Genomic DNA, 12,924 nt, shown 5'->3' with positions numbered 1-12,924 from the left:
AATTGGCGTTTCAATTAAATCTGTCTTACTATGCGCAAGAAAATACTAATTGGTGCCGGTGTGGTTGTGGTGCTGCTTGCGGCTGCCCTGTTTTATATGAATAACCGTAACAGGACGCTAAGCCCTGCTGGCAGTGCCGAACTAACTAATGCCGGAGTAAAAGTTTCTTTGACTTACAGCCGCCCCTCTGTTCGTGATCGGGTAATTTTTGGAACAGAGGAGGAGGGGGCGCTGCAACCTTATGGGGTTTACTGGAGGCTGGGAGCCAATGAGTCGACAGAGGTGACAGTTGATAGGGACGTAAGTATTGATGGAAAGCCTCTTAAAAAGGGGACGTATAAGGTTTACGCAGTTCCTGGACCGGATACCTTTGAGGTAATTTTTAATACCGAATTGGGAAACTGGGGCTATTCTGAGGCTGATCATAAACTAGATGTTCTTACCACAACGGTGCCGGTGGTGAAAGATGGAAGTGTCACGGAACAACATACAATCACACTATCTCCGGCTGATGGTGGGGTAGATATCAACGTAGCATTTGAAAAAGTAAAGTTCACCATTCCCATCGAGGCTAAATAATAGTAAGATGACTGCCTACATTTTGGTGAAGTACCTACACTACCTGGGTATTCTGGCTGTATTCAGCAGCTTGGTTGGGGAGCACCTGCTCCTGGAAGATAAGCTTTCCCGCAAAGCCATACAAAGGCTGTCAATGGTCGATGCCGTGTACGGTATTGGCGCTCTGCTGGTAATGGGAGCCGGATTCACCTTGTGGTTTGGTGTTGGCAAGGCTGCTGAGTTCTATAGCAATGGCTGGATCATTTATGCCAAGCTCATTCTGTTTGGTGTAGTTGGAGCCATTTCCCTGATTCCCACTTTTTACTTTTTGAAAGAAAGGAAGGGTGATCCAGAAGAAGTGATTGATATTCCAAAAAAGATGAAAATGATTCTGCGAATCGAGCTGAGTCTTGTGCTTATTATTCCGTTGCTCGGGGCCATGATGGCGATGGGAGTGGGGGCAAGTTGATTTTTTAATCTTAATTGAGTTCGATTAATGGGTTACTAAAATTTGAATTCAGCTATTAACTATATACTTGACTTTTTTTTTTGGTGTTTTTTGAGTGAATTTGTGTTTTTGAAAGGCTGATTTTTCTTTTATCTCACCTCGTCTTCATCAAAAATGAAAAGAATTTTACTATTTGTAGGGACTGTTTTTTCCCTCAGCGCAGCTTCATCCCAAACGCCCCCATTTAAAGATTTTTATTTTGCATCCCCGATGTTGATTAATCCAGCGATGGCGGGTGAACGGATCGATCCTACCTTCACGTTGATTTCAAATATCCCAACCAGTGGTATTGATGGGGCACCCTCAAGCGTTACATTTTCATATGACCAGCGTATTGAAAAAATTAACAGTGGATTTGGAGCAATGTTCAATAGGGAAACCATAGGTGTACATACTGAAATGAAGCAAGCTTTAATGTACAATTACCGCTGGAAAATGAGAAGCGGAAACGGATTGGCTTTGGGAGGTTCCCTATTCTACAAATCCTGGAGGGCTGACTGGGATAAATTGTTTTCTTCAGGAGGCAGTGTGTTGAGCGGCGTTGAAAGAGCCGAATCATTAGGTTATGACCTTGGGGTGGGCTATTCTTTTGTCAGAGGGGCCAGGGTGGGATTAAGTGTTATCAACGATCCGATTACATATTACACAATAGACGATTCAAACAGTTTGTCTGTTATAGAGGGCAGAACAAAAGTAGTTGCGTTTTTGCAGCAGAATTTCACACTAAATAAATGGCTGAAGTTGACGCCATCGGCACTTTATGCCCTGCCGGGTGAACTTCCGGCAATATTGAATTTGAATGCAACGGCCTACATTGGCAAATGGGCGTTTGTTGGTGCACAATATTCAAACAATAATAGTCATAATAACACATCCAATGTTTTTGCAGGATTATGCTACAATGATGCCATTCAAATTGGTGTAAAGGTATTCAAAAAGCAAACTCAAATGCATGCATATGGATACCGCTCGCTTGCTTTCATGCTACAGGTAAGTCCGAAAAGGAAGAGCACCACCGCTATGTGACGCTGATTGTGCAACAATTGGCGACTTGATTGAGGGGCGGTTAGAATCATGCTTTCAAACCGACCGGATGCCGTTGAAGATTAATGTATCCACAGGTAGATGGATGAAGCAACGGAATAGTGCAGAACATAGTATCGTACACAGTATTCCTTAACCCCAGGCAGCTGACCTGGATAATAATAATGGAGCCAATTCGCCAAACATGGGCTCCATTATTGTTTTTAGTACAACACCCTGAACCTGATCGTCCCCTCAATCGCCTTAAGGTCGGTCAGCACTTCTTTATCATACTTCTTGTTGATGTCGGCGATGACGTAGCCCGTCAACTCATTGGTTTTCAAATACTGCCCAACAACGTTGATTTCATGCTTGGCAAACACCTGGTTGATTTTGGCCATAATGCCAGGTATGTTCTCATGAATATGCAACAACCTGTGAGCCTCCTTGAGCAATGGTAATGTCACATTAGGGAAGTTGACACTGCCGCTGGTGGAGCCAGTGTTCACATACTCAATCATTTTGTTGGGCACGTAGGTAGCGATGTTTTCCTGAGCTTCCAGCGTGCTGCCGCCAATATGCGGAGTGAGGATGGTGTTAGGTAACCCTCTCAACTCACTGGTAAACTCTTCGTTGTTGCTGATGGGCTCATGCGGAAATACATCCACTGAACAACCACTCACTTTTTTTGATACAATGGCATCTTTCAACGCTTTGATGTCAACGATATGACCACGGCTCAGGTTCATGAAGATCACACCATCTTTCATTTTCTTGAACTCAGCAGCACCAATGATGTTTTTGTTGGTTTTTCTGCCATCCACGTGAAGACTAAGAACGTCGGAAATAGCCAGCAGCTCGTCCAGCGTATTGCATTTGGTGGCATTACCCAGCGCCAGCTTTTCTTCCACGTCAAAGAAATGCACCTTCATGCCCATCGATTCAGCTAAGACAGAAAGCTGAGAGCCTATATTGCCGTAACCGATAATGCCCAGGTTTTTGCCTCTGATTTCGAAGCTGTTGTTGGCCGACTTGTTCCATACGCCGTCATGCATTTTTGCAATTTTATCGGGCAGGTTACGGATCAAAAGAATCATTTCGCCAATGGCCAGCTCCACTACCGAACGTGTATTACTAAATGGTGCATTGAATACTGCCACGCCTTTCTTTTCTGCCGTTTCCAGGTCGATCTGGTTGGTGCCAATGCAAAAGGCACCGATGGAAATAAGCCGTTGAGCACTTTCCAGTACTTTTTTGGTGACCTGGGTTTTTGACCTGATACCAAGAATAGAAACGTCTTTGATGCGCTCGATGAGCTCATCTTCATCGAGGCCGGCTGCGTGAACCTCTACCTGATAGCCTTCTTCTTTTAGTATTTCTATGGCCCTTGGGTGGATGTTCTCCAGCAAAAGTACTTTGATTCGATTCTTAGGGTAAGAAAGGGTGGTGTTCATCTTGTTCATGTACAAAAATTCGTCGAAGGATGGTGTTATATGGTCTGCTTTATCAGTTACTTTTTTCCTGGATACATTTTCGGTGAAGGCATAGAATTTCTTGGCGAAGCCTGCCGCCTTTATTTCATAGTCGGTATATCCATCGCCGATAACATATACCTCGCCATCAAGGTTCAGAGACTTAATCAAGGCTGGCTTTCCGTTACTTTTCGATAAGATATTGTTCTCGTCGAAGCCAATGATGTTTCCTTTGTCGTCAAAACGGAACTCATTGGCAAATACGTTTTCAGCCTTTACTCCATGGGGAGTTACAATAGGGACGATGAACTCTTTGAAGCCATTACTAATGATGAAAATATTGTCGCTATAGGTCTCAAAAAAGTCTTTGTTGCGCTTTACCGACTTGGTAATGAGTTTGTTCAGCCTTTCGATAAGTGGCGGCAAGTGGTTTTTATGTGCTTGCAGAAGATCGAGCCTGCGTTTCAGTGATTCTCTGAAATCGATGCTGCCTTCCATCCCTAAATCTGTGATGTCCTTGATTTTTTGAAGTACTTCTTCTTTTTCCGGCCTTCCGTCTAAAGATACCTCACATAACACGTCCAGGGCTTCAACTTTTGTAAAGGTGCTGTCAAAATCAATGACGAAGAATTTCCTTTCTTCCATTTATGGCTTGTTTTAAGCGCACTAAGTTAAGTATATTCTCGACTGAAGAATGAACACAGTTCAATAAAAAGCATAGTAAACGCACCCATCCTTTTAAATAAATGACTTCATATTTAACTGCATACGTTTGAAATCAAATCAACCTAAGGTTTGGGGGTTTTTGAACCCATGGAAAAAAATCTTAACGAGTAAGAAGCGAAAAGACCGTTTAAAGAAATCAGTGCTGTTTGGTTTGGCAATTTCGAATGTTGCCTTTGCTGCAACTGCGGCTTACTACTTCCGAAGCTATGATCCCCGGGAGGTGAACCTGGTGCTCGGAATTATCTACGGAATAGCTGCCCAATATGGTCTCGGGCTCATGTATTTTCACTTGGATCGTTGGGTGAACAAGCGGCAGGCACCAGTGGGTGCATTGGTTGTATCTTCGATAACGGTTTGTTGGCTCATCGGGAGTAACTTTTTTCGTTTCCCACCCCAATACTACTGGTTGGGAGCGGTGGGCGTATGGCTAACGGCGTTGCCTTTGTCAGCCTTTTTGCTGGGCACTTTTTCTAAAAAGAAATCATCGAAGACCTTTCTCAATCTTGCGTTCATGCTGGGGTCGGTTGGTTCGCTTATTCTCGTCGTCGGGTTCTATTGGCTTACTTACGTCGGGAGTCCGGAGGAGGCAACGCTGCCTACCACTCCACCGAAGAAGGGTACCCAGTTGACCCTGGCCGACCCTACATTGAATGGCACTTTTGGAGTGAAGACTTTTAGCTATGGGTCGGGAGATAGCAAGAGACGGAAACAGTTTGCTAAGGAGGCGAAGTTTGTTACCCCTACCGTTGATGGTTCCCGGATCATTCCAGCCTGGAAAGGCGACAAACATAAGGGCAGAGAAAAATACTGGGGTTTTGGGCCAAAAAAGCTTCCTGTAAACGGACTCGTTTGGATGCCGGAGGGGGCAGGGCCATTCCCTATCGTACTCACCGTACATGGGAATCACTCCATGCTGGAGTACTCCGACCCCGGTTATGCCTACCTGGGTGAGTGGATGGCCTCAAACGGCATCATCATGGTGTCCGTTGACGAAAACTTTCTGAATGGCTCACCTGATGGAGATTTTGGCGGCAAGGAAATGCCCGCCAGGGGTTGGCTGCTGCTGAAGCACTTGCAGCAGTGGCAACAATGGAATAAGGATAAAACTCATGAGCTGTTTGGAAAAGTTGATCTGGACAGAATAGCGCTGATTGGTCACAGCAGGGGAGGAGAGGCAGTAAGTATTGCAGCGGCCTTCAATGAGCTTCCCGCTTTTCCAGACAATGCGCTGGAAGCTTTTGACTTTCATTTCGGCATTAAAGGGGTAATTGCCCTGGCTCAGACCGATTACCGTTATGAGAGGCGCATGGAACTGAAAGGCGTGAATTTCCTGGCGCTTCAGGGCTCGCTGGACAGCGATGAAGATAGCTTTTACGGGCTTCGCCAATACAGAAGGGCGGAATTGACAAACAGCACTTTCAAAGCAGGCGTTCTCATTCATGGGGCCAACCATGGGCAGTTCAACACCATTTGGGGAGCCAACGATGCCGGGCCTCCCTATAGCTATCTGCTCAACAAAACCCCGCTGGTAGATGGAGAAATACAGCGTAAAACCGCAAAGGTAATGATCGGTGCGTTTCTCAGGGCAGCGCTTTTTGATCAGGCCGATTACAGGGCTGTGTTCAGAAACAGATGGTCCGCCGGCAAGTGGTTACCCAAAAACAATATCAGTGTTGTATATCAGGACAATCAGATAGCCATGCTGGAAGACTTCGAATCTGATATTGACATTGAAAGCTTTGGTAATGGAAAAGCCGAAGCCGACAGCTTCAAAGTGTTCAGAGAAGAGCTGATGCAATATAAGGGCAAGCTATTTCAGGAAAACAATGCACTCCTGCTTGGCTGGCAGCTTGACTCAGCGTCAGGGAGTACAGCGACCTATAAAGTAAGCTTCCCGAACGGCTTAGGAGAGGCGTTCAACCCCAGCCGGTTTGTGTTCGACTTGTCGCATGGAGACAAAGACCTGTTGGATTCGATCACGGGGGAGCTGTTTCCTGATTTCAGGATTGTTTTCAAAGACAGTGCGGGCGTGGTTCTTGAAAAGCAACTGGCGGATTATCATGTGTTGGCACCCAGGGCAGAATCGCACTATTTCAAATCGGATAAGATGACCAAAGACCGCTTCAACGTCTTTTGGGAGCCACATTTTGAGTATGTGGAAATAGACGTGAGCGACGCTGAGCTTAATTGGCCCGGGCTAACTGAGATAAGCTTTGAGTTTGGAAAACCGTCGAAGGGGATTGTTTACCTTGATAATATTGGGTTTAGAAAGTGATGGCTCTCATGAAAAGCAGCTAGCTATGAACGGAAAGTTTGTCAATGTAGACGTTGATAAACTCCTCCAGCCGCTTCAGCCTGTACTGCATCACCCACCTGGGATGTGGCAGCACTTCCAGCTTTTTGAAAAAGCACTTTTCATCATTCAACTTTGAGAGAAACTTGAGGTTTTGTCCCTGCCCAAGCACGTAGGCCACCTCACGGTTGACGCCCATTTGTAGCTGGCTTTCGAAGCAGTTGGTCATGAAATCCACCCATTGTTTGGTTTGCAGCTCCTTGTGATCGTAGTAGTTGAGGTTTTTGCCATGCATGGTAAAGCCCACCGGCGACACAGCCGAAAAGCAGAAGTATTTGTAGAAAGCTTCCGGGCCACCAAAGGCAGCAATCATGTGATAGATAAACGTTGAGGAAAGCTCCTGCTTTCTGGCGAGGTTGTTTTCAATACCGCAGACGTCCTGTAGTTTCAAGGGGTCGGTGAACGGAATGCCCGTTACCCCACCGCCGAAACGACCCGGGTTAATGCCAATGATGAGGCTTCTGGCCTGATTGTCCGAATAGTATTTTCTGTAAAAAGTCTGCGTAAGCGCCCATGCCGTTGCGTCTGCATAAGGATTCATCACTTCCACTTCCTTTGGCACTTCAGGCCACTCAAGGTCTGCCAAAAACGCAAGGAGTTGATCTGCAAATGTAGCATCTCTATTTGAGGGTAGTTGTTCCATGGCATGAATATGATAAATGGAGCCCTTTTATCCAGAACAAATTTTATTATTGATCCGAAAACCAATCCTGCTCTATCATGATAGAAGGCCCGCTACTGCTTGTTGTCATCCTTTTGGCTGTCGTGCTGATTGTTGTTGGGGCTTCCGTTTTCAAAGTGCATCCCTTTATCATGTTATTGATCGCTTCGCTGCTTGTGGGCATTGTGGTGGGCATTCCTGCCATCAAGGTGGTTGGTTTTATCAACGACGGCTTCGGGAGCATCATCGGCGGCATTGGTATCGTGATCATATTGGGCAGCATTTTGGGCGTGATTCTGGAGAAGTCCGGCGCTGCTGTAAAAATCGCTGAATTCATCCTTCAAACGATTGGACGAAAGAGCCCTGAGCTTGGTATTGGTTTCCTTGGAGCACTCGTTAGTATTCCAGTTTTCTGCGATTCAGGATTTATCATCCTCTCAAGGCTTTGTCACGTCATGGCTCAAAAGCGAAATATTGCGGCGGGTTCGCTGTTTCTCTCATTGGCTGGTGGCATGTATACCACACACACCCTTGTGCCGCCAACGCCCGGACCGATTGCAGCAGCAGGTAACCTGGGCGGCGAAAGCTACTTAGGTTTGGTGATCATTTCAGGACTGCTTATTTCCATCCCGGTGGTTTTAATTGCTGTCGCCTATTCAAAATATATTTTCACGAAGTATCCCTATGAGTCTGACCTGAGCGATGCTCCCATCCTTTCCGACCAGTCGCTGCCTTCTCTTGGTCTTTCCATGAGTCCTATTTTCGTTCCGCTGCTTTTGATTGGCCTGGGCTCGGTTGCTCAGTTTGTCGGTTTTCAAAATAACCTGACAGATGCCCTGGTCTTTTTTGGAAACCCTGTCATAGCCCTGCTGGTGGGCTTGCTCATGGCTACGCCGCTTCTGCAGTTCATTGGTCGGGGAGAAAAATCATCCTCTTTTCAGGAGGGCCTTGTGCAGGCTGGTCCTGTGCTTATACTTACCGGAGCTGGTGCAGCTTTCGGTGCAGTGCTAAAGGCAACCCCCATGGCACAGATGGTGGAAGGTTGGCTGAGCGGCGGAGATGCCGGTGGTATCTACTTTATTCTGGCGGGCTTTGTTTTCACAGCCATTCTTAAGACCTCCCAGGGGTCTACCACTTCGGCTATGGTGATTACCTCTTCCATACTTGGGCCTTTGCTGTCGCTTGGTGGGCTTGATAATCCCACTGGCATTGTGCTCATGGTGGCAGCCATTGGTGGGGGAGGGATGACGGTGTCTCACGCCAACGACTCTTTCTTTTGGGTTGTGGCTCAGTTTTCAGGCATCAAGGATATCAAAGTCGCTTACCGCACCATCACCATCATGTCGCTGCTGCAGGGCACCTCTATTCTTTTAATTGCAATTTTGGCCTTTTTGGTACTTCTGTAAAAAGCACGCCGAAACCCCTTCCGAGCAAAAAATTCCAACTTTTGCCATTTGATGTAAAACACCAAAACTCGTCTATAGATAGATTAACTGCTCATATCGAGTCATAGTCTTCATTCGTCGAATGCTGCCCTCCGGCGTTAGTCAGGCTGCGTATTCAGTAATAGATTTGAACTATTAATTGAAACAACCAGCGAAATGAAATCAGGATTCTCAATCACTTTAGTACTAGTTTTTTTAGCCTTTTACGCCGCAAGCGCACAAACGACCTACACCTCAAAGGCAAATGGCAACTGGCACACCGGAACCACATGGAACGGTAACGCCGTACCTACTGAATGGGCTGGACCAAAGAACAACGTAACGGTCAATCACAATATCACCGGCACTACCAGTGGGTCTATCAACGGCTTGGGTAACGTTACCCTTGCGACTGGAAAAACTTTCACTTCTACAGGAAACCTTACATTGTCCAATATCACCAATTTTGTTTCCAACGGAACAATTACAATAAATGGTGATTTGACAATTCCCGCTACTTCTCTCACGATCAACTCTGGAACGCTTGTGGTTACTGGTAAATTGACTGTCACTTACGGAAGTACCTTGACGATTAAATCAGGTTCTTCTTTTACCGCTGGAAGTATGGAAGTGACGAGCAATAGTGATGCCGTGGTCAACCTTTATGGAAATGGCCGTGTGACAAGCGACCTGGCGATGAATGGCGTGTTCAACGTGTATCAGGGTGGTTATCTCGACGTTGACAGGGACGCAAGCTCATCTGGCGGAGCTGGCCGGTTCAATATCAGCGGTGACGTAAACATCGACAGAGACTTGACTTTATCATCAGGCCCTGGTACAGGTACACCGATGATGACGATAACACCTACAGGAAAGCTTACAGTGGGAAGACACTTTGCGGTAAGCGGTGGTACCTCTGCCACTATTGACGGAACAATAACCGTTGCACAGCATATTAGACTAGGAAACCCTTCAGGTGGTTCGCAGATCAATGGCACTGGAACAGCGACTTGGGGTGGTAATTTTCAAATGTCAAATAATGGATCGACTGTAAACGGTCATGATTATACCAACCCTCCCTCTAGCAGTCCCTTTGACCTTGGAAGCTACTCAGCAGTGGTTCTCCCTATCAAACTTGCTGCTTTCACCGTGGCCAAGTCGGGGCAACATATCCTTGTGAAATGGACAACTTCTATGGAAGAGAATTTCGAATACTTTTCAGTACAACGTTCAACCAACGGTGTTGACTTCCAAGAGATTGCTCAAATCAATGGCGAAGGTTGGTCAGAAGTATTGAATGATTATTCTTATACGGACACTTCAGCTCCTTCTGGCCGTTTGTACTACAGACTCCAGTCTTTCGACTTCGACGGATATACTGAGATATTCAAAGTGCTGAGCATCGAAAAAAGTAGGTTCGCTACCTCGTCTTTCAGCGCCTATCCTAATCCGTTATCAGGCACCGAGCTGACCCTGTCTGAAGGCAGCGTATCAACTGAAGCAGTTGCGATCAATATCTTCGATCAGTCTGGTGTGCTTATTAAAACAGTAGAGCTGGCACCTTTCCAAAACACAGTTGACTTGAACGACCTTCAGGCTGGTGTTTATATCCTGAAAAGCAGTGCAAGTGGCGAGGTGTTCAGGTTGATTAAGAAGTAATAACTAAGCTATCTGGCATAGCCGGCGTGTTTTAGGCCTCCAATGCCCTGGATAAGATTAATGGAACCATTTTTCAACAGAAGCACGGTGTCGCTGCTGTCGATAACCTGCTGGTAGCGATGGTCAGTTAGCAAGATACCTTTCACTTGTGCCTGAGATCGGATAACGGGCAACAATTGCTCAACCTGCAAAGGTGATAAAAAGGAGAAGGGCTCATCCAGCAGAACGAAATGACTTCTGGAATGGAGGAAGAGCAGTGCTTCCAGTAGTTTTCTTTCACCTGTAGAAAGCTTAGAAAACCGTGTATTGAAATGCTTTTTGACCACTTCGTGGCATAAAACCCTCTCAACTTGATTACCGTCACAATCGAACAGCGTCAATAGCTCCTTAAATGTGAGGTGAGTAGGAATACTGGCAAACTGCGGCATATAACTGACTAGCCCTCGTTTTTGGAAAGCGCTCGTGATATATTTCGAATTCCATCTTACCGAACCGCCTCCGGGACTGGCAGTGCCAAACAGGATATTGAATAGTGTTGACTTTCCTGCACCATTTCTGCCCAGCAAGCCCGTTACCTTACCAGTTTCACACTTAATGTAGGCACCAGCCAACACGCTGTGGCTTCCATAATGGAAGTCTATCGAATCACCCTCCAATACATGGTGTGGCATCATGTGATCGAATCGGTAATTGCTACAGCACCTAAGAACAGAATAATATCGGAGAGACCAGCTATTGCTAGAAGTGCAGGCACCGACAGACCAAGATTATGAAAAAATGTAAGCTGGTGGTCTTTGGAGAAGTAATAGAGAGCGCAAATAGCGAGGAAACCGACAACCTTGATCCAGAAAATGTAGATAAGCCCCAACCAACCTATATTGACATAGATCACCAGCGCCAAGCTACTAAATATCAGCGTATACACTACGAACGCTCTGAAAATCAATAAGTAAATCTGCCAGTACCGATTCAAGTCAGTGTTAGTTGGTAAAAGACGGCCATTCCAACCACCTGACTTAAAATACGACTGACCAACCGAAATATTTTACCAGCTCCTATTATTTATGCTATCTTCAAGCCTTTACTTTAAAAACAACAACACTGCTTGTAAGTATGCGGCCTTTTCTGGATCATAATTTCCTACTTTCTAACAACACTGCGGAGTACCTCTATTTTGAACATGCCAGGGATCAACCAATCATAGATTACCATTGTCATCTGTCGCCAAAGGACATCGCTGAGGACAGGCGTTTTAAAACACTGACCGAAATTTGGCTGGAGGGCGACCACTACAAATGGCGGGCCATGCGGGCCAATGGCGTCAATGAAAAGTATTGCACTGGCCAAGCCTCCGACTATGAGAAGTTTGAAAAATGGGCTGAAACGGTTCCCTACACCATGCGGAATCCGCTCTACCACTGGACGCATATGGAACTGCAAAGACCATTTAGTATTCATAAAATTCTTAACCCTTCTTCCGCTAGGGAAATATATGATGAGGCCAACGAACAGTTAGGTGCCAAGTGGACCGTGAGAAGCATTTTGGAGGAGATGAAAGTGGAGACGATTTGTACCACCGATGACCCTTCCGACGATCTTTCTTACCATCAAGCGCTTCAAAAGGAGGGGTATAAGATAAAATTGTTTCCGGCTTTCAGGGCCGACAAAGTAGTTGTCGCCAGCGATGCAGCCAGCTTCAATGCCTACTTGGAAAAGCTCGGAAAGGCTGCTTCACAAAGCATTTCCACACTTGATGACCTTCTGTCAGCCTTGCGAAGCCGCCACGACTTCTTTGCCTCGCTTGGCTGCAAGCTGAGCGACCATGGGCTGGAAACCTTCTATGCCGCCGACTTTACTGAAGCCGAAGCTGCAAAAGTGTTTGCGGAGCTACGATATGGGAAAATGCCTGCAAAAGCTGATATGCTGCTTTACCAGTCGTTCGTGTTGCACCAATTGGCGCTCATGGACCATGAAAAAGGCTGGACGCAGCAGTTTCACATCGGCGCCCTTCGCAACAATAGCAAGCGCATGCTTGATACCCTCGGGCCCGACACTGGATTTGACAGCATGGGTGACTTTGAGCATGGCAGAGCCATGAGCCGCTTCTTTGATAGACTTGACTCAACAGACCAACTTGCCAAGACCATTCTTTATAACCTCAACTCAAGGGATAATGAGCTTTTCGCAACTATGGCGGGCAACTTTAATGACGGATCTACACCCGGCAAGATGCAATACGGCTCGGCCTGGTGGTTTCTCGACCAGAAAGACGGGATGGAAAAGCAAATCAATGCTTTGTCGAATATGGGGCTCCTCAGCCGGTTTGTTGGGATGCTTACCGACAGCCGAAGTTTTCTTTCCTACCCCCGGCATGATTATTTCCGAAGGATTCTGTGTAATTTGATCGGAACTGACGTTCACAACGGTGAATTACCGAATGACCGGGCGTGGCTGGGCAAAATGGTGGAGGATATCTGCTATTTCAATGCAAAATCATATTTTGGATTTAATAAATAAATAAGGTGACGACAACTTCCCTA

At 46.2% G+C, this 12,924-nt stretch carries 11 protein-coding genes; 7 read left to right on the top strand and 4 right to left on the bottom strand.

What is annotated here, in order from left to right; all coding sequences use genetic code 11:
• The first annotated feature begins 30 nt into the window (after positions 1-30).
• The 3 genes from GC130_RS12335 (at position 31) to GC130_RS12325 (ending at position 2,092) form a co-directional block, all read left to right on the top strand.
• Positions 31-579, top strand: a complete 549-nt coding sequence (locus GC130_RS12335) for a DUF2911 domain-containing protein (RefSeq protein WP_151998624.1) — start codon at positions 31-33, stop codon at positions 577-579.
• Positions 580-586: 7 nt separating this feature from the next.
• Positions 587-1,027: a DUF2214 family protein gene (locus GC130_RS12330; RefSeq protein ID WP_151998623.1), complete on the top strand. Its 441-nt coding sequence runs from the start codon at positions 587-589 to the stop codon at positions 1,025-1,027.
• A 153-nt stretch (positions 1,028-1,180) separates the two neighbouring features.
• A complete protein-coding gene (locus GC130_RS12325) occupies positions 1,181-2,092 on the top strand; it encodes a PorP/SprF family type IX secretion system membrane protein (RefSeq protein WP_151998622.1) in 912 nt (303 codons plus the stop codon).
• A 221-nt stretch (positions 2,093-2,313) separates the two neighbouring features.
• Here GC130_RS12325 and serA read toward each other — a convergent pair whose 3' ends face one another.
• Positions 2,314-4,206 carry a phosphoglycerate dehydrogenase gene (gene serA / locus GC130_RS12320; protein ID WP_151998621.1) on the bottom strand — a complete coding sequence of 631 codons (1,893 nt, stop codon included), beginning with the start codon at positions 4,204-4,206 and terminating at the stop codon, positions 2,314-2,316.
• Between the two features lie 127 nt (positions 4,207-4,333).
• On the opposite strand from serA, the gene GC130_RS12315 reads away from it, so the two are divergent.
• Positions 4,334-6,562, top strand: coding sequence for a hypothetical protein (locus GC130_RS12315; protein ID WP_151998620.1), 2,229 nt, complete (start codon positions 4,334-4,336; stop codon positions 6,560-6,562).
• A 19-nt stretch (positions 6,563-6,581) separates the two neighbouring features.
• Here the strand turns inward: GC130_RS12315 and GC130_RS12310 are convergent, their stop codons facing one another.
• On the bottom strand, positions 6,582-7,283 hold the full coding sequence (locus tag GC130_RS12310; RefSeq protein WP_151998619.1) for a uracil-DNA glycosylase family protein: 702 nt from the start codon (positions 7,281-7,283) through the stop codon (positions 6,582-6,584).
• 77 nt (positions 7,284-7,360) lie between these two features.
• On the opposite strand from GC130_RS12310, the gene GC130_RS12305 reads away from it, so the two are divergent.
• Positions 7,361-8,707 carry a GntP family permease gene (locus GC130_RS12305; protein WP_151998618.1) on the top strand — a complete coding sequence of 449 codons (1,347 nt, stop codon included), beginning with the start codon at positions 7,361-7,363 and terminating at the stop codon, positions 8,705-8,707.
• Positions 8,708-8,902: 195 nt separating this feature from the next.
• Positions 8,903-10,384, top strand: coding sequence for a T9SS type A sorting domain-containing protein (locus GC130_RS12300; protein ID WP_151998617.1), 1,482 nt, complete (start codon positions 8,903-8,905; stop codon positions 10,382-10,384).
• Between the two features lie 8 nt (positions 10,385-10,392).
• Here the strand turns inward: GC130_RS12300 and GC130_RS12295 are convergent, their stop codons facing one another.
• Both GC130_RS12295 and GC130_RS12290 read right to left on the bottom strand, forming a co-directional pair.
• Positions 10,393-11,058 (bottom strand): ATP-binding cassette domain-containing protein, encoded by a 666-nt coding sequence (locus tag GC130_RS12295; RefSeq protein WP_151998616.1) that lies wholly within the window; start codon positions 11,056-11,058, stop codon positions 10,393-10,395.
• Positions 11,055-11,357 (bottom strand): hypothetical protein, encoded by a 303-nt coding sequence (locus tag GC130_RS12290; protein WP_151998615.1) that lies wholly within the window; start codon positions 11,355-11,357, stop codon positions 11,055-11,057. Before GC130_RS12290 ends, GC130_RS12295 begins: the two co-directional genes overlap by 4 nt.
• A 140-nt stretch (positions 11,358-11,497) precedes the next feature.
• Here GC130_RS12290 and uxaC point away from each other — a divergent pair, with 140 nt between their 5' ends.
• Entirely contained in the window at positions 11,498-12,901 is a 1,404-nt protein-coding gene (gene uxaC / locus GC130_RS12285) for a glucuronate isomerase (protein WP_151998614.1), read from the top strand.
• Positions 12,902-12,924 lie beyond the last annotated feature (23 nt).

The organism is Imperialibacter sp. EC-SDR9 (genome assembly GCF_902498805.1).
Taxonomy (GTDB): domain Bacteria; phylum Bacteroidota; class Bacteroidia; order Cytophagales; family Cyclobacteriaceae; genus Imperialibacter.
Note: the sequence above shows the minus strand (reverse complement) of the source record. Positions and strands in the feature narration are given on the sequence as shown.